The organism is Acinetobacter sp. GD03645 (assembly GCF_029845285.1).
GTDB lineage: Bacteria > Pseudomonadota > Gammaproteobacteria > Pseudomonadales > Moraxellaceae > Acinetobacter > Acinetobacter corruptisaponis.
On the sequence record NZ_JAOCLL010000032.1, the window covers coordinates 1 to 20,809 of the forward strand.

The window sequence follows — 20,809 nt, forward strand, 5'->3', positions numbered from 1 at the left end:
ATTCGTATTATGGAAATATCGGCTTAAACAAGATTCGGGTTAAGTAAATACCTGAATTAATCTATTAAAGTAAAAAAGAAGCTTAAATTTAAGCTTCTTTTTTTGTTGGTAAGCTATTTTGGGTCAGATTTTATAATTTAATGTAAGAATATATTATTGTGTTTGTTTGTGTAAATTTTTTGTTTTCTTATAAATAAAAAGTAAAAATATTATTTTTTATAAATATAAATTTAATTAAAAACAATAATTTATTGTGTGGTTGTGTACGTTGATAAATAAAGATACATGATAAAGGTTTTTTTATAGATCTATGAAATATATTTTATACAGGTTATCTAATATTTAAAGGTTATGCCTCATGAATAAAAGGAAATACAAATGAAGATTAAATGTAACTCACAGCAGATTGCAAAAGATATTTACGGTTCAGTAACAAGCTTGGATAGAAGTATTCACTTGGAGGAATGGGAAATGATGCTTGATGAAAATCATAAATCTAATTCCAAATATACTAAAGAATACGATCAAGGAAATGAGAAAGAATTTATTGGGCGACGTAAAAATAAGTTGGCCAGTGAAAGAAAAAAACGAAATGCTCGATTTGCAGATGAGTATATCTAAAATTTACTTGAATTTTTATGGATTGATTTTATGAAACAGTGAGGTACACCATGTTGAAAAAACTAATGTTAATAAGCCTAGCTCTAACTTTTATACTTGGTTTAGCTGGATGCGATAGAAACAGGGATGCAGATATGATGAAACAGGATGAGGCAAATACCTCTCCTCATTCCATGGAAAGTCGCCCTACGAATACAGACGAGCTAAATAGTGATCAGTTAAATAATGATCAATTACATGATGATTATACTAATGGTGCTTCAACCCCAACATTCATCGAAAATGATGCATCAGGAGTCGTACCTGAAAATTCAGGTTCGAGTTTATCCAGTAGAACTCGCCCTGATTAAATAAAGATTATTTAAATGACCAAATATAGTGGTTAACTCTTTAGGAATAATAGTTAGCCACTATTAAAAAATAGTTTTTATTATTTCAATATAATTTCTTCTTAAATAGGACTTAAAGAAGAAATGGTAAATTTATATAATTATTGTGACTTGCATCACATGAATTTTTTGTTTTGTTTTTTGATTCAAGTATTGTGTAATCTTTATGTTGTTAAAAATCATAATTATTTCACAATTCAAAAGAATATTAACAATTAATTACATTAAATTAGGCAAAATTCCAGTAAGAAAAATTACAGGAATAAAGTCATGCCACAATTTTTGAAACTTGCAGAAAAAATATACTTTAAGGTAAAAACATCGAAAGGTTTCACTGATGAGCCTGTAGAGGATCTTAATAACTTAATGATAGAGTTGAGAAAGGAAATTAAGAAAACGGATTTTAAGCTGTTATACAACTATATTAACTTTGAAGAGTTATTGATGAATTCAGGTCGATTATCAATAAACTTTGATTTAAGTATTCTGCCGAAAAGTAAAAACTCCGATGAATATATACTCTGGCTTGCTGGGTTTATTCAGAAAATTACTTATTCCGATAAAAAAGACATGACTTGTCAGAAAAGCAAGGTGGTTTTACCAACCTATTATTATGATGATTCAGGTAATATTGTGAATAAATCTGATAATAAGGGAGAGGAGATTGTTGAGTATTTTAAAAGTCAAGAAGCCATTCCCTAAATAAGCTGAGCAAATAATCATTCTCAAATGACGATTTCTTAAAAGGAGTTTTATATGTCTAAACGATATATGTTGAAAGAAGTTGATGCGAGTAGTGAAACAGGAGACAGGATCATTGTCGAACAGATTTTTGAAAAGACATTGAATCCAAATTTAATCAATACTGGAATGTTATGGGCGCCTTTATTCAAGGTGGTGATCACGGACAAGGTGATTCCCTTGAATAATGATTTTACCTTTGTACACCCAAGAACAGGCAAGTTATTCAAGCTGATGAGCTAAACAGACAGGGGGTACCTCAACAATAACAATATTGTTGAGGTGGTTATCTAGGGGTATCTGAATCAGGCAGGGCATTACTACAGTTTAAAAAAAAGCTTTTCAGGATATCCAATCTATAAACCTTTGTCTGACACATAACTTTACGATGCAACTGTCATCAGGTGACCAACAAGATCTTCCACGTTTAATGCTAATGAATATAGGGAACAGACAAGGATTCAGTCCAGTCTTTATTTTGGCAACGAGGACACTCCTGTTCCAGATGAAGTAAATGCTGGGTCATTCCACAGTACATGCAGGAATAGTAATTCTCAGTATTTAAGTGAACTGACTTTTGGTAGGCTTTGGGAAATAGTGGGAGCCCCGATTTGGTTTCCTGCTCAGTGTAAAACAGGATACTTAAACAGCCATCCGTTTCAAGCAAAGCCACCCTGACTTGTCCTAGATGTTCCACACTTTGCTGACGCATTTCAGCAAAAAACTCATCGTGGGAATATTTTTCTTTCTTGATATCCTGAATCACCATCATGCCATCTTCAACAATATAAAGGGGTTTGCCTTCCACCCATAATTCAATTTTTTCACTTTTCATCATGGCCCAGGTGACTAGCCGATAGAGAATGATGATGGTACTCATGACCACGAATGCCTGGACAATCGGTACATCATCAATAATCATGGGATCGCCAGCCGCAGTACCCAGGCTCAGAATAATGGCCACTTCGAATATGGAAAGCTGTCGAATACCCCGTTTGCCTGAAAGTCTTAGAAAGATAAGAATAAGGAAAAACATAACAAAGCAACGGATCATGATTTCAAATATAAAACCCCAGGTTGTGTCATAGAGAAAAATATCAATTATATTCATGGATAAATTACTCTTTTTATAATGGATAAAATTATACTTTATAAATAAAATGAGCTTATTTATTCAATAAGCTCATTTTATTTATGGGGAAAGGCATTTTATAATCTGTCCCAGGCATCTTTAATTGCCTCTTTGGCCTGTTCCCATTTTAATCTTGATTCGGCTTTGAGTTCTTCCCAAGATTCTTTCAAACCTCCCTCAACATCCTCAAATTGAGTGTTGCGATCATGTTCAGTTCGTGCACGACTGCCTAGCTCATAGGCTTTGGAAAAATCACGATCGTAATCCAGGTCAGGCGTGTCAAGTTGAGCTTCCTGATAATAGGGACGGGTAAGGTAGCTTTCGCGCCAGTAATCATGAGGGTTAACATTGACATTGGAAGCTTGATTACCTGAATTGGCATTATTGGTATCAGTCATTGGAATTCTCCAGCCAAAAATAATTCTTATATAAAATTTAGGAGAATATTTTCATTATTCTCCTAAATATGCTTGGACATTAAAATAACCAGAAATTACTTCTGTTGGTTATTTTGGTTTGATCCTTGGTTGTTAGAATCTTTTTGATTAGATCCTTGTTGCTGACGGTTGTCATTTTGCTGCTGGTGCTGCTGTTGACGGTTGTCATCATTTTGTTGTTGCTGATTATTACGTTGGTTATTTGCATTACTCATGATGGTATTCCTCATTTTATTAGCTATGGATATTATCTGAGTAAATCAGATGGTTTGATTAAAACATAAATTTTGATTGTGATAAGCCTTTGCATGTTTCCCAATATTTAAATGTAACGTCTAAATAAAGTAAATTTTATGTATTTATAAAGGGTTAAAGAATAACAGTGGTTTTAAATGAAAACACTTTTAATAGTTCTTTATATTTAACTTACATGATGAAACAAAAACAAAAGTTTTCTAGCACTTTTCTTCTTCTATAATTTTCATAAGCTTATTACATATATCATTGAGTAGGCTTTCCAGTTTTTTCTTGGGTTGACCTGAATATACAGTTCGAAACTCATAAATACTGCCTTTATAATATATGCAATAAAAGAATGTTCCCACAGGCTTTTCCTTAGTTTCAGAACCACCTCGCTTTAATAATCCAGTACATGACACGTAAATATCTGATTGAAACAGTTTCTTTCCTTTCTTAATCATTTCCCTGGTTACTTGCATAGATTCGGCAGTATGCTTCTTGATAAATGATGGAGAAATCTTCAAAACTTTTTCTTTTACCTTTAAGTCGTAACAGACCAGGCTACCAATTAGAATATTGCCGGAAAAGGGACTTAATGAGAATTGATAGGAAAGATAGCCTGCGGAAGCACTTTCAAGAAAAGAAATCGTGAGTTTTTTCTCAGCCAATCGCTCACAGGATTTTTTGAACATAGGAACTCCATTGTATAAGTACAATCAAAATAAATTATTGTTTATTCATATGGATAACGTGAAAGATAAATAATTCAAAATGTTAAACTGTAAAAATATGCAAAAACAACTAATTGAATAAAAAGAAATTTTATTTTCATATGTTTTTTTTATAACTTCTTTTAACAAAAAGTTGATGGGAATAAAGCACCAGCCACGTAATGTATTTTTATATTTTCAATTCGGAGAATGAAAATGCCAGTTTTAGTAAAAAAAAGATTGCTTGACTTATTACAGGATGATCAAAAAAATTATTATGAGCTTGTTGCTTTCTTTATGGATGGAGACATTTCCAACTTTGAAAAAGAAAAAAAAGCAGTCAGCCTATTGAACAAGGAATTTGAAAAGGTCTGTTTAAACAAGGTTGATCTACCAAAGAAAATCAGCGACATGAAAGATTGGTATTTCACTGAAAACCAGAAAGTGGGTCAAATCTATCAGGATTATATCAAACGCCGCCAGTCAGGTGGAGAACGGGAATATTTTAAAAATCTTGGACAGGCTTTTGAGTTTCTGATCAAGGTCGCTCCAATAAAAAAAGTGGATGGTTCTTGGTTATACAGTATTGTCAATTATTGGAATGATCCTACTTTTCATGACCTGATTCTGATTTACCTGGAAGAGTTGGGTTTGGGGCAGGCGAAATCAAATCATGTGTGTATTTATGATGACTTATTATGTGCTTTAGGTGTGGATGATTTTGAGCTGTTCCTTGATGATGAATATTATCATCATGCCGCAATTCAGCTGGCCTTGGGTTATGCACCGCCTGAGTTTATTCCAGAGATTATTGGATTTAATCTGGGTTATGAGCAATTACCATTACATTTACTCATTACCAACTATGAACTGGCCGAGTTGGGAATAGATTCAAAATATTTCAACCTGCATATTACCATTGATAATCTGGACAATGGTCATGCACATAAATCAATAAAAGCCTTGGAAAATATTTATAAAAAATATAAGGACAAAGAACTGTTTCTTGATAAGTTGAAGCGTGGCTACGCTTTAAATCAACATGGTATTGGCTCACGGCAAATTATTGATCACCTTGATCTGGAAAAGTTTGTTCATAAAATTCTAAAACGCAAGGCCTTGGTTGGGCAGTTGGTTCACAATGAGAAACATCAGATTGGATGTAAAACAGTTAACCAATGGCTTGCAAATCCCCATGAAATTGGCAGCTTCATACGCCAGCTAACGGAAAATAAATGGATTAAGCTGAATACTGATCCTGAGGAAAGTCTGTTCTGGCGTTTGATCAGCCATGAAGATGGGAAAATGTATGGTGTATTTAATTCTACAGAAAAACAGATTATTCACGACTGGATTGCAGGTGAGCAATATTCATCAAGTTATCTGCCTTATAAACCCAACATAGATAATGAGCAGCATATTCACCAGTATTTATTTAGCTATATTTCTGATGGTGAACTGGAAAGCTTGCAGACACGGGTAAACCAGACCCAGAACCTTGCACTGAAACTTTGTAAGCTCATCCCATTTTTGGCTCCAGACTCACATCATAAAAGTATAGGTCTATGGAGTACACAAAAATATGTGGAGCTGTTGTTTCCCTATTTAAGCAGCTCGCAAAGCCGATAAAAACTTGAATAAAACCATTATTTTCTAGCCATCCATCAGTAGGTAGCCAAATGAACGACAATACCAATGACCAGAACAAAATAAAAAGTGCATTAGCTGGCGACACTCCAGACAAGCAGAATGTTACGGCAAAAACAGCCCAGTTGGATCAGGTTCGAAGTGATGCCACCAATGAAGCCTTAACCACCAATCAGGGCGTCAAGATTGCAGATAACCAGAACAGTTTAAAGGCTGGTGTTCGGGGTTCCACCTTACTTGAAGATTTTATTCTACGGGAAAAAATTACCCATTTTGACCATGAGCGGATTCCTGAACGAATTGTTCATGCGCGTGGTGTGGGGGCGCATGGTTATTTTCAGGCCTATGAGGGCAATGAACAGTTTACCAAAGCTGGTTTTTTAACGGACCCCACCATTCAAACCCCGATTTTTGTCAGGTTTTCTACAGTGCAGGGGCCGCGTGGCTCTGCCGATACCGTAAGGGATATTCGTGGCTTTGCCATCAAGTTCTATACGCAGGAAGGCAACTTTGACTTGGTGGGTAATAATGCGCCTGTTTTCTTCGTTCAGGATGGAATCAAGTTCCCTGATTTTGTTCATGCCGTAAAACCTGAACCACATAATGAAATGCCAACAGGTGCCACAGCGCATGATACTTTTTGGGATTTTGTGTCACTGGTTCCTGAGTCCGCCCATACCGTGATGTGGGCGATGTCTGATCGGGCAATTCCACGTAGCCTCCGTTCCATACAGGGCTTTGGGGTACATACTTTCCGTTTTATTAATGCCCATGAAAAAGCCTGTTTTATCAAGTTCCATTGGACACCCAAACAGGGATTGCAGGCGCTGGTCTGGGATGAGGCACAAAAGCTGGCAGGGAAAGACCCAGATTTCCATCGCAGGGATTTGTATGAGGCGATTGAGCAGGGCATTTATCCAGAGTGGGAGTTGGGTGTGCAGATCGTGGAGGAAGAGGATGAGATGAGTTTTGATTTTGACCTGCTTGATCCCACCAAGATTATTCCTGAAGAACTGGTTCCCGTCACACCGATAGGCAAATTTGTACTGAACCGTAATGTGGACAATTTTTTTGCTGAAACCGAGCAGATCGCATTCTGCCCTGGACATATTGTACCAGGTATTGACTTTAGCAATGACCCATTACTACAGGCACGTTTATTCTCCTATACTGATACGCAGCTAAGCCGTCTGGGAGGACCAAATTTCCACCAGATTCCAATCAACAAGCCAGTCTGTCCTTATCATAACCACCAGCGTGACGGTCTGCATCAGCATGAAATTCATAAGGGACAGGCCTCCTATCAGCCCAACTCCATCGACAACAACTGGCCGATTGAAATACCGCCAGCCGCCCAGAATGGTGGTTTTGAAAGTTATCAGGAACGGATTGATGGGCACAAGATTCGTGAGCGCAGTGAATCTTTCTCTGACCATTTCTCACAGGCCCGCCTGTATTATAGAAGTTTGGCGCCACATGAACAGAAACACGTGGTGGATGCCTATACCTTTGAATTAAGCAAGGTGCAGCGTCAGCACATTCGTGAGCGGGAAGTTCAGGAAATCCTTGCCAATATTGATACAGATCTGGCGCGTCAAGTGGGTGACAATCTAGGTATAACTGTGCCTGATCTGGAAGAAAACTTCAAACATGCCATGATTGAAAAGTCTGGAAAACTTTCCATGCAGGCCTTTATTCCTGAAGATATTCAGGGAAAGAAAATAGCCGTGCTGATTCATAACAATGTTAATGCTGAAAGTTTATATACCATCCAGAACTGGGTGATTAAGGAAAATGCCATCGTTCATTTGCTTACACCAACACCAGCACCTGTAAAAGGAATCAGGGGAGAACAGGTTGTATCTGATGGCATGCAAAAGGCTGAGCCATCCATTGCCTATGATGCGGTGATTATTGCCGATGGCGATAACCTTGAGGAGGTGTTGCAGGATGGTGTTGCAAAGCATTATCTGCTTGAGGCCTATAAACATTTAAAGCCGATTGTGTTTTTAGGTAATAAATCTGAGCTACTGGAGCAACTGGGACTGTCTGCTGATGATGGCACCCTGCTTGGAGATGACTTTAAATATGTGGCGGAGAAGTTTAAGCAACTGTTGCGCCATCATCGGATCTGGTCAAGGGAAGCAGTGATTGAATCCATTCCAGCCTAAGCCAAAACAGCAAAAGCCCTTAAACAAGGGCTTTTCTTATATCAGCAGGTTTTAAATGGCGCTGAGCTTGACCAGAACCACGGCAATCCTTTCGATATGCTGATAGGCGGGCTGGTCCAGTTCCTCACCAAACACATCGGGATCAATTTCCTCATAGCTACATTTAAAGGTTGGATAATTTTTTATCCAGCTTTGTACTGCCTCCAAAAATTTATTACCCTGATGACTTATGGCAATGCCTGTATATAAAAAAAGGCTTCCGCTTGGTGTAAGCCTTTTGATACCCTCCTTTAAAATATTAAAGGACAGGTCAGTTCCATCCAGTTCATTGCCCCCATGACGGTACTGGCGTTCATGGATATCCATTAAGTAAGGCGGATTGGCAAAGATCAGGTCAAAATTGCCCTCCAGGTTTGAAAATAGGTCACTTTCGATTGGGTAGACATTGTTTAGCCCCACAAACTTTTTATTCACCTGACTATAAAACAGTGCTTTGGGATTAATATCGACACTAAACACTTCGGACACGGCGGGGAAAGACTTGGCAATGGTCAGCGCGACAGGGGAAGCCCCACAGCATAATTCCACGCTACGCTGCAACGGTTGGGGATGGGTCAATAAATGCTGCTTCAGGTGATAATAAAAACGGTAGGTATCGGGGCCAAAAAAGACTGCATCATTCTCCAGGGTTGGAAAGGCCGAGTGAATAAAGAGTTCATCTTCCAGCGAGGCTACCCGTATATTGCTGATCCACTGGTTATTTTCAATACGGATCAGGTGGGCTTTTTTTAGGGTATTAAACAGCTGTGTATCCAAATCCTCTGGGTGGAATGCTAGATTCCATCCAAAAATATCCTTGAGATTTCTTAAATTGGTTGATTGATTTTTCTTGCGCATAATGATGCGTTCATGGCTAAGCGGTGTAATCACGGTAAAGCGGTAATGTCTTTCTTTTAGAAAATTTAATAAAAATAGCAAGGCATGTTGCTGTAACAGTTGCATGTCAAAATATTGGTTCATGGGTGGCCCCTTTAAATGTTAAAAAACCTCCTTTGAAGGAGGCTTTTTCAGCTTAACCGTTGACGATTTCACCGCCATTTACATGGATGACCTGTCCTGTAATATAGCTGGCATCATCCGAGGCCAAAAACAGGTAGGCGGGGGCGACCTCACTGGGCTGTCCCATTCTTCCCATTGGGGTATCCTTGCCGAACTTGGCGACTGTTTCCGCATCAAAGCTGCTTGGAATCAGCGGTGTCCAGATTGGTCCAGGCGCCACGCCATTGACCCGAATGCCCTTTTTCTGTTTCATTAGGTTATTGGATAGGCTTCGGGTAAAGGTGGTGATGGCGCCCTTGGTACTGGCATAGTCAATTAAGGCATCATGACCATGATAGCTGGTAATGCTGGTGGTATTGATAATGCTGTCTCCCTCCTGTAAGTGGGGAAGCACTGCCTTGGTCAAATAAAACATGGAAAAAATATTGGTTTTAAAGGTTTTTTCCAGTTGTTCATTGCTGATGTTCACAATGTCATGCTGCTGGAACTGTACACCCGCATTGTTGATTAAGATGTTGATCTTGCCAAAGACTTTTAAAACCTCTGCCACACATTGATCGGCAACACTCGGATCGGTAATATCTTTCCTGAATAAAAGGCAATGCTGTCCCTCAGCTTCCACAAGCTGTTTAGTTTTTTCCGCATCTTGCTGTTCTTCCAGATAAATAATTGCGACATCCGCACCCTCACGGGCAAATAAAACCGCAATTGAGCGCCCAATACCACTATCTCCACCAGTAATCAGCGCAACCTTGTTTTTAAGCTTGGAACTTCCCTGATGGGTTGATTTAATAATCTCTGGTTCAGGATGCATAATCTCCTGTTCCCCAGGCTGGTGTTGCTGCTCCTGAGCGGGGGCAGAAGTTGGATAATGTTCTGTGGTTTGGTTCATCTTCAGCGTCCTTAACAGTTAGTTTATTTTTTTATGATCTTTTAAAAAGATGTTCTTTTTGGTGGGGTCTATGTTTATATTGGTTTGATTTGTACTTTTTAGGTATAAGGTGGTAAATAAATATAAACCTATATAATCAATAGAATCTTGAGATGGTTTTCTACCACCCTGCATTGCCATTCAGCATCATGTTGCATCCAGTCATTAGGGTTGAGGTCAATACTGGAAAAACAGGATTTCTGGTACAGGCACTATTATATAGTTCACGTTGACCTCGGTTATTGCTGGCATCTTTTTAATATTCATTTTAAAAATCCCATCTTTAATTAAAGCAATATGCAATAAGAAAATGATTGTCCAATATTGAAGTGTTTACTTGAACGTGATGTTTGTTTACTTTTAATTAATAAGATTGTTTTTATATTCTCATTGTAAGGTAATATTTATTTGTTATTTTTAATGGTGCTTTATTTTTTAGATTATTTTTAAAGTAAATATAAAAGCATTATTTTTTAAACATCTTATTAAAAAATTTATTTATAACAAGTAGGTGTAAAATTATTTTCCTCGCTATTTTGCTACATTTAAAAAGATTGAAACATTGCCAGGTTAGTCGAATAAGTTTTTATCTCTTATGGTGAATGGTGCCAATCAATAAATGGCAATTCATATAATTTTAATAGAGGAAGAGATAATCATGGCTAATCAAGATTCAAGACGCGACGATCAGGATAATAACTCAGGTACCTCAAACCGTGGATTTGCAAGTATGGATCCAGAACGATTAAGGGAAATTGCAAGCAAGGGTGGACGTGCTGCCCATGCAAGTGGAAATGCACATGAATTTACTTCAGAAGAAGCACGTGAAGCTGGAAGAATTGCCCATGAACGGGGCAACGCACATGAATTTACCTCGGAGGAAGCCCGTGAGGCAGGTTCATTAAGCCACAGAAATGATAACCGTGGCGAAAGTCGTTCCAGTGGTCGCGGTCTTGATGATGACGATGATTATGACAACCGTGGCGGCAATCGCTCAGGTGGCCGCGGTCGCAGCCGTAATGACGACGATGATTATGATAACCGTTCGGGTGGTCGAGGCCGCGGTAACGGCAATCAAAAACGTGATGAATATGGACGTTTTACATCTTAATGAAACTTCATTTAAGATCTCGTATGCTTAAATATATGCCGCTTTAAATGATTTGTCTCATTTAAAACTGGAAGATACTGAATGGAATTCTATTCAGTATCTTTTTTATATAAGAAGTTAAGGGGAGAGAGTCATCCTTTGAACAGCAACGGAGGGTAGTTTTTACTTCCAAAAAAATTCAACTATGGGTTTTTAAAATTCCTAAAATAATCAGAATATTGCACTGTCTAAAACAGCGTGGAAATGTAATAAAACAACTTAAATGTGATTTTTATCACGTTTTTACGATGATTTACCTAATTTTTAGACCAAGGGTTTTGATTATTTAATTTACTGTTTTTTATATAAAAATTATAAGTGCTACATTTTTCGTTACAACCCTTTGGTCGACAAGCCTTGTTTTTATTTGCCATAGTCCATTTGCGTAATCCAGCAAAGGTATTGCTGGATTGGTAATTTATAACCTACAACTGCTTTTATTTTAACTTTTTTGCTATGCCGCTTTCTTTATCGGCAACCACATCATTCCAACTTTATCGCAGTTGTGTTTTTTTTATTTAAAAGGGAGTTATTCAATGAACAATATAAAAATCAAAGTGAAAGATCAGTTTGAGGCCGAGAATATAGCTGTTGCCCTGATTCGAAAAGCCAATGATCAGAATATCCCACTATTCAAGCGCATAGAGCATATCGAAATCGCGGGGGACATTATTTTACCGAATATGGAGTTGCTCTACGAGAATCCCAAAGATGGCCGCATCTACCGATTTATAGAAGTAGTGAACTAGACTTTTGGGACCGTAGTAGATTGGAGCTATGATAAATCTACTACGGTCCCTATATTTTTCGCAAATTTAGACTCTTTTGATCATTCTCCATATTATTTTCAAATACTTCCCATACGAAAAAATCTGAACTGTAATGGGCTAATGAAATAAGACAGTGAAATAAAGATAAACTATCATTGAACAAGAGGATTTCAGTATGGCAAAAAATAGACGCAACTTTGATGCGAGTTACAAATTACATATTTGTGAATTGATCGTAAGCAAGGGCTGACTCTTATACAAGTTTGTACAGATAACAGTTTGGGATAAAGTAGTGTTCACTGTTGGTTAAATCAATACGATGCGGAACAATAAGGCAAAGCAGATATTGATTTAACCAAAACAACGGGATGTTCGTGAGTTGGAGCAGCAAAACAAACTTTTACGAGGTGATGTAGATATCCTAAAAAAGCTATGACTTGTTTTATCAAAATACTATAGACGAGATCAAACTATTTGAGCAGTTTAACTCACATTCGATACAGCATATGTGTATGTTGTTAAACTTTAATCGTTCCAGTGTTTATTGACGTAAGTATAGGTCAGACTTAAACAAGCATTGCTATATGAACAATTCATCATGTAGTCTGTCTAGTCGCATAACACCAGACCTAGTCTGTACAGCAGTGTGCATACATACAACTATCTTAAGGCTTGTTTATGCATGCGGATAAGAGGAGTGAATACTGTTCCCAGCAATATCAGGATTTACTTAAATGGCATAGTATTCGCTGTAGTATGAACCACAAAGGTCTATGTTATTATGATGATAATGCTGTTATGGAGCGTTTCTTTCTAAATTTGAAAATGGAATGAGGATGGCAACTATCATGCGAATCACCAAGAAGCAATCAAAGAGGTTGAGTTACTAGATTACAGTGTTTTATAATCGGGTTCGACTGCACTCAACATTAGGATATTTATCTCCAAATAGCTTTAAACGAAATATTTGCAATCTCTCTATTGCTGTGTTTGGTTTTAATTGACCATTACACTACTACATGAAAGCTGTACGTTGTAATAATAAATATTCTGGATGATTGATCTGCCCCTATGCTTATGATACATGGACTTAATTTACTGTTTTAAATCAAAAATGACGATTCAGGATATTCTGATCATTGTCATTCAAATGATGACTCCAGTTCAGATTCAAGTGGTTGTGATAGTAGCAGCAATGATTAAAAAGCTCGTACCCCTATGGAAAGAGGTACGAGTTAAACGGATGATTAAGGTAGGTCAAACCAGATCATTTGGCTGTCCTGCGATGCAGTAACGGTCGCAGTCTCATCAAATAATAATGCATCACCCGCTTTAACCAAGTGATCAGCAATCATCACTTCACCAGAAATCACATGAACATAGTTCACTTTTTTCTTTGCAGTAATCTCCAAGTGTTGATCTTTCTCAATCACCGCCGTTTTCACCTCAGCATTTTGGCGGATCAGCATTGGTGCGGATTCATCACCTGCAATCAAATGCCATTGGTTTGGATGATCTTTCGGATTCAGCTGAATTTGCTGATAAGTCGGTTCAGCATCCTGTACATTGGGTTGAATCCAGATCTGTAATAGGTGCACCGCCTTGTCATGCTTGTTCATTTCACTATGGGTAACACCTGTACCCGCACTCATCAACTGCCATTCACCCGCATTGATTTGTCCCTCATTGCCCATGCTGTCCTTATGGGAAATGGTGCCATCAAGCACACAGGTCAGGATCTCCATATTGTCATGGGGGTGTGTGCCGAAACCGTTATGGGCGGCAACCGTATCATCATTGATCACGCGGAGTGCACTGACACCCATATATTTCGGGTTGTACCAGCTACCAAATGAAAAGCTGTGGTAGGTATCTAACCAACCTGCTTTGACATGACCACGGTTTTCACTACGATGTAGATAAGCATTCATCTTTCATCTCCCAGTTATTATGTTCTGCTTGATTGTTATATTATCGATTCATAATGGTGATAAATAGTCTTTTATTGCGACATATTGTTCTATAAATGGAATGGTTTGTTGTCCTGGGTTTTTCTTGGTCAATAAAAAGGCTGAATATTTTATTCAGCCTTTTCAGGTGAGATAATTAAATGATCAAACGCTTATTTTGATTTGTTTTCCAATTGTGGAATCGCTGAACCTTGACCAACCGCAAGCAAACCAGTTTCAGTATAGATACCGAGTTTGGCACGCGTATCAGTAATGTCGAGGTTGCGCATGGTGAGCTGACCAATACGATCCATAGGTGTAAACATAGAATCACCTTTCTCCATGGTTAAACGCTCAGCTTCATAGGTGAGGTTTGGAGATTCAGTGTTCATGATGGTGTAGTCATTACCACGACGAAGTTCTAAAGTCACAGTACCTGTAATCGCTTTAGCCACCCAACGTTGTGCTGTTTCGCGAAGCATTAATGCTTGAGAATCGAACCAGCGACCTTGGTAAAGCAAACGACCTAAACGTAAACCGTTAATGCGGTATTGCTCAATGGTATCTTCGTTATGGATACCTGTTACCAAACGCTCATAGGCGATGTGTAACAATGCCATGCCTGGTGCTTCATAAATACCACGAGATTTCGCTTCGATGATACGGTTTTCGATCTGGTCAGACATACCTAAACCATGACGACCGCCGATACGGTTTGCTTCTAGAATGAATTCCACTGGATCTTCGATACGTTGGCCATTTAACGCAACAGGGAAGCCTTCCTCAAAGGTGATCGATACTTCTTCAGCATCAATTTTTACATCTTCTTTCCAGAATGCAACGCCCATGATTGGCTCAACGATTTTAATACCTGCATTGAGGTATTCCAGATCTTTCGCCTCGTGGGTTGCACCCAACATATTTGAGTCAGTCGAGTAGGCTTTTTCTTTTGACATTTTGTAGTCAAAACCATTGTCGATCAGGAACTGTGACATTTCCGCACGACCACCCAACTCATCAATAAAGGTTTGGTCTAACCAAGGCTTATAGATTTTAAGGGCAGGGTTGGTCAATAAACCATAACGATAGAAACGTTCAATATCGTTGCCTTTGTAAGTCGAACCATCACCCCAGATGTTAACATCATCTTCTTTCATTGCAGTCACAAGCATGGTACCTGTTACTGCACGGCCTAGTGGTGTGGTGTTGAAATAAGGAACACCGCCAGTGCTAATGTGGAAAGCGCCACATTGAATTGCAGCAATACCTTCAAGCGCAAGTTGTAAACGACAATCGATTAATCGAGCTTTGACTGCGCCGTATTGTTCAGCTTTCTTTGGAATCGCATCATAGTCATCCTCATCAGGTTGACCCAGATTCGCTGTATAGGCATAAGGTTGTGCACCTTTCTGCTTCATCCACAATAAAGCTGCTGAAGTATCGAGACCACCAGAAAAGGCAATCCCAACTTTTTTGCCTACAGGTACGTGCTGCAAGATAGTTGCATTATCAGTCATTGCTTGTCCTAACTTTTATGAGTAAAGACCCCGAACAGGTAGTCTTGGAGAATCAAAAATCGGAAGCATTGTAACACTTTTCATTAAGCTTGTTTTCTTCAAAGAAAAACTATCCAGAAAATTTATGCTCTAATGGGTTCAGTTTTTTTAGTTTTTAAGATTGAAAACATGATTGTTACAAGTGTTTTGACTTTAGTGTCAGCACTTTCTCAAAAAAAGCCATAAACACGCATAAAAATTCAGTTAGAGTATTATGCAACAAGTTGCAAAGCCAAAAATATAGAAGGAATATCATGACTAGCTATGCAAATATTTTAAAGCCATTACATCTCGGATTTACGACCATTAAAAACCGTGTGGTCATGGGGTCGATGCATTCAGGCTTGGAGGATCGTTTTTTTAATTATCCTAAACTTGCTGCTTATTTTGGTGAACGTGCCAAAGGTGGAGTTGGCTTAATCATCACGGGTGGGATTTCACCCAACCGTCAAGGCTGGTTATTACCTGCGGGCGGTACCATGAACAGTCTGGCAGATATTCCTCATCACCGTCTGGTCACACATACTGTGCATAAGCATGGCGCAAAAATCCTGATGCAAATTCTGCATTCAGGTCGTTATGGTTATCATCCATTTTCGGTTTCTTCTTCGCCAATTCAGGCACCAATTAATCCTTTTAAACCACGTCAAATGTCGGATAGCCAGATTTTGGCCACCATTGAGGATTATGCCCGTTGTGCAAGCCTGGCAAAAAAGGCAGGCTATGATGGTGTGGAAATCATGGGTTCTGAGGGTTATTTGATCAATCAGTTCCTGAGCAACCATGTCAATAAGCGTACAGACCGTTGGGGTGGCGATATTGAAAACCGTATGCGTTTTCCCGTGGAAATCGTCAAGGCGATTCGTGCCAAAGTCGGTGAAAAATTCATTATTTGTTTCCGCCTGTCCATGCTTGATTTAGTGCATGATGGCAACACCATGCAGGAAGTGATCGTTATTGCCAAAGCATTGGAAAAAGCGGGAATCACACTTCTAAATACAGGGATTGGTTGGCATGAGGCGCGTATCCCAACCATTGTAACCTCAGTCCCACGAGCTGCATTTGTTGAATATACCGCTGTGGTTAAACAGCATGTTTCAGTGCCTGTCATTGCCTCAAACCGTATCAATATGCCAGATGTTGCCGAAGAGATTGTTGCTTCAGGACAGGCGGATATGGTGCAAATGGCACGACCATTCCTTGCTGATCCATATTGGGTCAATAAAACTGCAACCAACCGTGTTGATGAGATTAATACCTGTATCGCATGTAATCAGGCGTGTTTGGATCATGCCTTTAAAAATGAGCGTGTTAGCTGTTTGGTTAACCCACAGGCATGTTTTGAAACGGAATTGGTTTATATCAAAACCAAGAAACCAAAACGTGTTGCGGTTGTGGGTGGCGGTGTTGCAGGGATGTCGGCTGCAACAGTTGCTGCCAGCCGTGGACATGCTGTGACATTATTCGAAGCAAATAATGATGTGGGTGGTCAGTTTAATTTAGCGAAAGTTGTTCCTGGAAAAGAAGAGTTCCATGAAACTATTCGTTATTTTAAAGTCCAATTAAAGCAGACAGGTGTGGATGTTCGCTTAAATACCAAGGTCAATCGTGAACAGTTGGAACGTGAGGGTTTTGATGAGGTTGTGATTGCAACAGGTGTGGTGCCACGTGCCCTAAAAATTCAGGGGAGTGATGCACCACAAGTCCTGTCTTATGCAGAAGTGCTAAAAGGCGCTAAGGTTGGACATAAGGTTGCTGTGATAGGGGCGGGTGGTATTGGTTTTGATGTGTCAGAGTTTTTGCTAAAACCACCACATCAACCACAGCCACAACCATTGGCAGAATGGCAACGTGAATGGGGCGTTGATCCAAATCCTAACTATATTTCTGAAGGCGGTACGCAACGTCCAGAAGTTGAAATGCCAGTACGTCAGATTTATTTATTGCAACGTAAAACAACACCGTTGGGTATTGGCTTGGGTAAAACCTCGGGCTGGGTGCATCGTGCACAGTTGAAAAAGCATGCTGTGCGTATGTTGCGTGGCGTACAGTACAAGGCTGTAACTGACGAAGGCCTATGGGTTGAGCATAATGGCCATGACCAGTTATTGCGTGTGGATACCATTGTTGTGTGTGCAGGCCAGGAGTCTGTAAAAGATTTAGTACCACGGGAGAATGAAACTACACTGGCAAAATATCATGTGATTGGTGGTGCTAAGTTAGCGGGTGAGCTGGATGCCAAGCGTGCGATCCGTGAAGGTGCTGAACTGGCGGCTAAACTTTAACAATTGATGAAACAATATGCATTTGAATACATTGCAGTTAAATTTTTCTTGAATAAAGCAAACAAGCTTTGTATTCTTAGGCACATGGAAGCGTGGCAGAGCGGTTTAATGCACCGGTCTTGAAAACCGACGAGGGTGTGAGTCCTCCGTGAGTTCGAATCTCACCGCTTCCGCCAAATATTTAAATAAGCCCTTGTTTTTACAAGGGCTTATTTTTTATCTGCGTGTTTACCCCTCAACTTACCCCTCATCAAACTTTGGATTGGATCATATGATTTAGAACTTCATAGGATAAAGAAATTAATAAGTTGAGTATTCGATGGTGCTTAATATTGGATCTGTTCAAGTCACAACTTATATGTTGATTCTAAGAAATCTTCTATTTTCTGAAACCAATGTATCCCATCTACTCATACGGGTGTTCTCCTGATTTTAAATGGGAGTTTTGTTTTTGATTGTTCCGAATCTTCTTTAGGTAGTTCACTTTTTTTCGCTATTTTTTTTCTTTCAGATTTTGGTCTTTTATTAAACTCTCTCTTGTTCCAAGAACTTTGTATTCTTTTTAAAACTTGATTATAAGCATCAGGGCTAATCAAATACCAAAAATTCAATTGAGAAATTATAAAGCTTCTTTTTTCTTTTAATGTATGTGGGATATGTTCGATATCAACTTTTCTGCTTATGTAATCAAATAACCATTCAATATAGTCCTTATTTGAAAGCTTGCTCTTTATAATGTTTTTAGAAATTTTATGGATATTGCTATAAGTATTTAATGTATTCTCAAATAAGCGAACATGATGTTGAGATATTGATGTTAATTCTTTATGGGCCATTTCTAATGTGATGTTCTTATTTGCTCTGATATTCGCTGTATTAAAATATAAATCTTTTGGAAGTTGAGGTAAAAAATTATATAGGTCAACAATAGAGTCACTATCTTCTAATTTTTCTATTTCATTAAATTGCTTTATTATATTTTCCTTTTCATCATCCAAATAGCAGTTTGTTTTAATTTCATGGAAATAGGCAAGATATTTATCATCTTCTATTAGTTCTAAAAATCTTCTTAATCTCTGATCGAATATAATATCTAATTTACTATCCATATAATCGAGAATCTCTTTGAAAGTTTGCTCTTGTTCCCATTCAGTTGATAGCCCATGAACGAGTTTCATGGTATTTATCATGGTAATCTGTCTGACCTCTTTGAGACTGGTTATGTTTTTTATTTGTTCTAGTATGTCCTCTTCATGGCGAACTGGGCGACGACCTATGATTTTTTCTACATGTTGGATTAGGCGAGCATGAATCCAAATGTTCATGACAGGATCATAGCTGTCGAGCTTCTTCTTGAACTGCTCTGAGTAAGATGATTTGGTTGTCATTTTTATATTTCTACACCGTGTCTAAATTGCTAATAGAGTAGTAAGAATTTTTTAAGAAAATGGTATGAAATTGGTTAGAGTAGCGTAACTTTTAAGTAAGAAATGAGTAAGAATTTATCTGATCTAGCACTGGTTAAACATGGGGTTTTCCCACTATTTAGATACTTTAAGCTGAAAATTTTTCTATTAACAGTATTTTTATAAGCTCTTATGTCAGAAAAGTCAATGTGTGCTTATCTACTATAATTGGTTAAGAGAGATTCCAGATCCATTGGAATACATATCATCTCCATGAACACAATTCAGTGTTCATACTAAATAGGAGAAATGGATATGTCTACTCAATGTCCTATGTGTCAATCGACACACATCAGTAGTAAAAATTATGGTCGTAAGATAGGGGGTACAGTAGGCACAACTGCTGGAACAGTGGGCGGTGTAACCACAGCTTTATCTACTGCTCAGGTGGGAGCAACGATCGGTATGTTTGCAGGACCTGTTGGCTCAATCTTTGGTGCGCTTGCAGGTGCAGCCATTGGTGGCTTAGTGGGTGGAGTTGCAGGCTGTACTGCGGGTACAGCATTAGGTGAGATGGTTGATGAAAATATTCTGGATAACTTTCAGTGTCTAACGTGTGGTCATTGTTTCAACCATACAGCGCAATGATTCATATCCTTTATGTAATTCCTAGAGGATTGAACGATACTTCTATCTACAACATGACCAGCCCTTTTAGGGCTGGTCATGTTGTATAGCCAGTTTTAAATTTTGGTTTGAAATGCTGATTTGGAACAAGACATTTACCTAAGCCTACCAATGCCATGTTAAAAAATGATTCCAACGCTAGTTGTTATAGAGGAGTACGCAGAATAGAGGATTCATAACTTTCCCAATACGAATCCCACTGTTGTAGTCCTTGAAATTGAAACAATTTAATCTCAATGGAGAACCGCTATGAACAACTTGGCAACCACACATAATATAGAGCCTGTAGCTACAGTGAAAAAGATCATTCGTTTAAAACGAGTGATTGAGCTGACAGGGCTTTCACGTTCCACCATATATGATCGGATTAATCCAAAGTCCAAACGTTATGACACCAGTTTTCCAAAGTCGATCAGGCTAGGTACATCACATCTGAATACAGGAGCGGTGGGGTGGATTGAATCAGAGGTTCAGGAGTGGATTCAGCAACGTATCCAAGCCAGTCAATCAGCATAGTCACCTCATTATCACTGCATAATTCAACAGCAGTATTTGATCCCCACATTCTAAATTAAAAAATCCTCCAATGTAGTGTGATGTCTAGTGGTTAAGGCTATTCTCTTTAATCAATTCATAATGTAAAAGTACTCAAAGTATTCTGGTACTTATATTATTAATATACTACTACTCTAGTTACTATAATAAGACCATCTAGTTATTCTTATGAAGTAATCTTATATCTACTTATAAACCAGTCTGTTTTTGAATCAATTATCCTCAAGATAATTGATAGGATAGTTATGTCTGATAAAAAGTGGATTTTAATAGGAAAGAGTGGGCATCACGTTACTTGGTAATAACTGAGTAAACAAACATGGTTAATCTATACAAGCAAGATCTGCTAAATCAATTAAGTGATGATGAATAC

19 protein-coding genes, 1 tRNA gene and 1 pseudogene are annotated in these 20,809 nt (G+C 38.4%); 12 read left to right on the forward strand and 9 right to left on the reverse strand.

Features of this window, described 5'->3' with window-relative positions; all coding sequences use genetic code 11:
• The first annotated feature begins 378 nt into the window (after positions 1 to 378).
• The 4 genes from N5J47_RS17325 to N5J47_RS17340 all read left to right on the forward strand — a co-directional run bounded on the left by N5J47_RS17325 (position 379) and on the right by N5J47_RS17340 (position 1,994).
• Positions 379 to 621 carry a hypothetical protein gene (locus N5J47_RS17325; protein ID WP_279961299.1) on the forward strand — a complete coding sequence of 81 codons (243 nt, stop codon included), beginning with the start codon at positions 379 to 381 and terminating at the stop codon, positions 619 to 621.
• Positions 622 to 671: 50 nt separating this feature from the next.
• Entirely contained in the window at positions 672 to 971 is a 300-nt protein-coding gene (locus N5J47_RS17330; RefSeq protein WP_279961298.1) for a hypothetical protein, read from the forward strand.
• Between the two features lie 309 nt (positions 972 to 1,280).
• Positions 1,281 to 1,712 (forward strand): hypothetical protein, encoded by a 432-nt coding sequence (locus tag N5J47_RS17335; protein ID WP_279961297.1) that lies wholly within the window; start codon positions 1,281 to 1,283, stop codon positions 1,710 to 1,712.
• Between the two features lie 54 nt (positions 1,713 to 1,766).
• A complete protein-coding gene (locus N5J47_RS17340) occupies positions 1,767 to 1,994 on the forward strand; it encodes a hypothetical protein (RefSeq protein ID WP_279961296.1) in 228 nt (75 codons plus the stop codon).
• A gap of 190 nt (positions 1,995 to 2,184) precedes the next feature.
• On the opposite strand, the gene N5J47_RS17345 is transcribed toward N5J47_RS17340, so the two are convergent.
• From N5J47_RS17345 to N5J47_RS17360, 4 genes are all read right to left on the reverse strand, one after another.
• Entirely contained in the window at positions 2,185 to 2,862 is a 678-nt protein-coding gene (locus N5J47_RS17345) for a DUF421 domain-containing protein (protein ID WP_279961295.1), read from the reverse strand.
• A 98-nt stretch (positions 2,863 to 2,960) separates the two neighbouring features.
• A complete protein-coding gene (locus N5J47_RS17350; protein WP_279961294.1) occupies positions 2,961 to 3,281 on the reverse strand; it encodes a hypothetical protein in 321 nt (106 codons plus the stop codon).
• Positions 3,282 to 3,376: 95 nt separating this feature from the next.
• The gene (locus N5J47_RS17355) at positions 3,377 to 3,535 is read right to left on the reverse strand and encodes a hypothetical protein (protein WP_279961293.1); all 159 of its coding nucleotides are present in this window, start codon (positions 3,533 to 3,535) and stop codon (positions 3,377 to 3,379) included.
• Between the two features lie 240 nt (positions 3,536 to 3,775).
• Positions 3,776 to 4,252: a nicotinamide-nucleotide amidohydrolase family protein gene (locus tag N5J47_RS17360; protein ID WP_267979214.1), complete on the reverse strand. Its 477-nt coding sequence runs from the start codon at positions 4,250 to 4,252 to the stop codon at positions 3,776 to 3,778.
• A 234-nt stretch (positions 4,253 to 4,486) separates the two neighbouring features.
• On the opposite strand from N5J47_RS17360, the gene N5J47_RS17365 reads away from it, so the two are divergent.
• Both N5J47_RS17365 and katE read left to right on the forward strand, forming a co-directional pair.
• Positions 4,487 to 5,899 carry an iron-containing redox enzyme family protein gene (locus N5J47_RS17365; protein ID WP_279961292.1) on the forward strand — a complete coding sequence of 471 codons (1,413 nt, stop codon included), beginning with the start codon at positions 4,487 to 4,489 and terminating at the stop codon, positions 5,897 to 5,899.
• Positions 5,900 to 5,907: 8 nt separating this feature from the next.
• Entirely contained in the window at positions 5,908 to 8,088 is a 2,181-nt protein-coding gene (katE, locus tag N5J47_RS17370; protein ID WP_279961300.1) for a catalase HPII, read from the forward strand.
• 51 nt (positions 8,089 to 8,139) lie between these two features.
• On the opposite strand, the gene N5J47_RS17375 is transcribed toward katE, so the two are convergent.
• Positions 8,140 to 9,108 (reverse strand): class I SAM-dependent methyltransferase, encoded by a 969-nt coding sequence (locus N5J47_RS17375; protein ID WP_279961291.1) that lies wholly within the window; start codon positions 9,106 to 9,108, stop codon positions 8,140 to 8,142.
• A gap of 52 nt (positions 9,109 to 9,160) precedes the next feature.
• Positions 9,161 to 10,039 (reverse strand): SDR family oxidoreductase, encoded by an 879-nt coding sequence (locus tag N5J47_RS17380; RefSeq protein WP_279961290.1) that lies wholly within the window; start codon positions 10,037 to 10,039, stop codon positions 9,161 to 9,163.
• 697 nt (positions 10,040 to 10,736) lie between these two features.
• On the opposite strand from N5J47_RS17380, the pseudogene N5J47_RS17385 reads away from it, so the two are divergent.
• Both N5J47_RS17385 and N5J47_RS17390 read left to right on the forward strand, forming a co-directional pair.
• A pseudogene (locus tag N5J47_RS17385) lies at positions 10,737 to 11,177 on the forward strand (KGG domain-containing protein); the annotation flags it as partial.
• Positions 11,178 to 11,764: 587 nt separating this feature from the next.
• Positions 11,765 to 11,977 (forward strand): hypothetical protein, encoded by a 213-nt coding sequence (locus tag N5J47_RS17390; RefSeq protein ID WP_267979219.1) that lies wholly within the window; start codon positions 11,765 to 11,767, stop codon positions 11,975 to 11,977.
• 1,268 nt (positions 11,978 to 13,245) lie between these two features.
• On the opposite strand, the gene N5J47_RS17395 is transcribed toward N5J47_RS17390, so the two are convergent.
• The gene (locus tag N5J47_RS17395; RefSeq protein WP_267979105.1) at positions 13,246 to 13,929 is read right to left on the reverse strand and encodes a pirin-like bicupin family protein; all 684 of its coding nucleotides are present in this window, start codon (positions 13,927 to 13,929) and stop codon (positions 13,246 to 13,248) included.
• A gap of 191 nt (positions 13,930 to 14,120) precedes the next feature.
• The gene (argG, locus tag N5J47_RS17400) at positions 14,121 to 15,464 is read right to left on the reverse strand and encodes an argininosuccinate synthase (protein ID WP_004798967.1); all 1,344 of its coding nucleotides are present in this window, start codon (positions 15,462 to 15,464) and stop codon (positions 14,121 to 14,123) included.
• 293 nt (positions 15,465 to 15,757) lie between these two features.
• Between argG and N5J47_RS17405 the strand changes: the two genes are divergently transcribed.
• Positions 15,758 to 17,788: an FAD-dependent oxidoreductase gene (locus N5J47_RS17405; RefSeq protein WP_279961289.1), complete on the forward strand. Its 2,031-nt coding sequence runs from the start codon at positions 15,758 to 15,760 to the stop codon at positions 17,786 to 17,788.
• Positions 17,789 to 17,874: 86 nt separating this feature from the next.
• Positions 17,875 to 17,964 (forward strand) — tRNA-Ser (locus tag N5J47_RS17410).
• A gap of 234 nt (positions 17,965 to 18,198) precedes the next feature.
• Here the strand turns inward: N5J47_RS17410 and N5J47_RS17415 are convergent.
• Positions 18,199 to 19,113: a hypothetical protein gene (locus N5J47_RS17415; RefSeq protein ID WP_279961288.1), complete on the reverse strand. Its 915-nt coding sequence runs from the start codon at positions 19,111 to 19,113 to the stop codon at positions 18,199 to 18,201.
• 396 nt (positions 19,114 to 19,509) lie between these two features.
• Between N5J47_RS17415 and N5J47_RS17420 the strand changes: the two genes are divergently transcribed.
• Positions 19,510 to 19,842, forward strand: a complete 333-nt coding sequence (locus tag N5J47_RS17420) for a hypothetical protein (protein ID WP_279961287.1) — start codon at positions 19,510 to 19,512, stop codon at positions 19,840 to 19,842.
• Positions 19,843 to 20,130: 288 nt separating this feature from the next.
• Entirely contained in the window at positions 20,131 to 20,397 is a 267-nt protein-coding gene (locus tag N5J47_RS17425; RefSeq protein ID WP_279961286.1) for an AlpA family transcriptional regulator, read from the forward strand.
• The last annotated feature ends 412 nt before the right edge of the window (positions 20,398 to 20,809 follow it).

What these genes read in the sequence shown, in the direction of transcription:
- N5J47_RS17390 (WP_267979219.1), top strand. Translation starts at nt 11,765, where the DNA reads ATGAACAATATAAAAATCAAAGTGAAAGATCAGTTTGAGGCCGAGAAT.
- N5J47_RS17380 (WP_279961290.1), bottom strand. Translation starts at nt 10,039, where the DNA reads ATGAACCAAACCACAGAACATTATCCAACTTCTGCCCCCGCTCAGGAG.
- N5J47_RS17355 (WP_279961293.1), bottom strand. Translation starts at nt 3,535, where the DNA reads ATGAGTAATGCAAATAACCAACGTAATAATCAGCAACAACAAAATGAT.
- N5J47_RS17350 (WP_279961294.1), bottom strand. Translation starts at nt 3,281, where the DNA reads ATGACTGATACCAATAATGCCAATTCAGGTAATCAAGCTTCCAATGTC.
- N5J47_RS17335 (WP_279961297.1), top strand. Translation starts at nt 1,281, where the DNA reads ATGCCACAATTTTTGAAACTTGCAGAAAAAATATACTTTAAGGTAAAA.
- argG (WP_004798967.1), bottom strand. Translation starts at nt 15,464, where the DNA reads ATGACTGATAATGCAACTATCTTGCAGCACGTACCTGTAGGCAAAAAA.
- N5J47_RS17330 (WP_279961298.1), top strand. Translation starts at nt 672, where the DNA reads ATGTTGAAAAAACTAATGTTAATAAGCCTAGCTCTAACTTTTATACTT.
- N5J47_RS17395 (WP_267979105.1), bottom strand. Translation starts at nt 13,929, where the DNA reads ATGAATGCTTATCTACATCGTAGTGAAAACCGTGGTCATGTCAAAGCA.
- N5J47_RS17415 (WP_279961288.1), bottom strand. Translation starts at nt 19,113, where the DNA reads ATGAACATTTGGATTCATGCTCGCCTAATCCAACATGTAGAAAAAATC.
- N5J47_RS17340 (WP_279961296.1), top strand. Translation starts at nt 1,767, where the DNA reads ATGTCTAAACGATATATGTTGAAAGAAGTTGATGCGAGTAGTGAAACA.
- N5J47_RS17365 (WP_279961292.1), top strand. Translation starts at nt 4,487, where the DNA reads ATGCCAGTTTTAGTAAAAAAAAGATTGCTTGACTTATTACAGGATGAT.
- N5J47_RS17420 (WP_279961287.1), top strand. Translation starts at nt 19,510, where the DNA reads ATGTCTACTCAATGTCCTATGTGTCAATCGACACACATCAGTAGTAAA.
- N5J47_RS17425 (WP_279961286.1), top strand. Translation starts at nt 20,131, where the DNA reads ATGAACAACTTGGCAACCACACATAATATAGAGCCTGTAGCTACAGTG.
- N5J47_RS17375 (WP_279961291.1), bottom strand. Translation starts at nt 9,108, where the DNA reads ATGAACCAATATTTTGACATGCAACTGTTACAGCAACATGCCTTGCTA.
- N5J47_RS17360 (WP_267979214.1), bottom strand. Translation starts at nt 4,252, where the DNA reads ATGTTCAAAAAATCCTGTGAGCGATTGGCTGAGAAAAAACTCACGATT.
- N5J47_RS17405 (WP_279961289.1), top strand. Translation starts at nt 15,758, where the DNA reads ATGACTAGCTATGCAAATATTTTAAAGCCATTACATCTCGGATTTACG.
- N5J47_RS17325 (WP_279961299.1), top strand. Translation starts at nt 379, where the DNA reads ATGAAGATTAAATGTAACTCACAGCAGATTGCAAAAGATATTTACGGT.
- N5J47_RS17345 (WP_279961295.1), bottom strand. Translation starts at nt 2,862, where the DNA reads ATGAATATAATTGATATTTTTCTCTATGACACAACCTGGGGTTTTATA.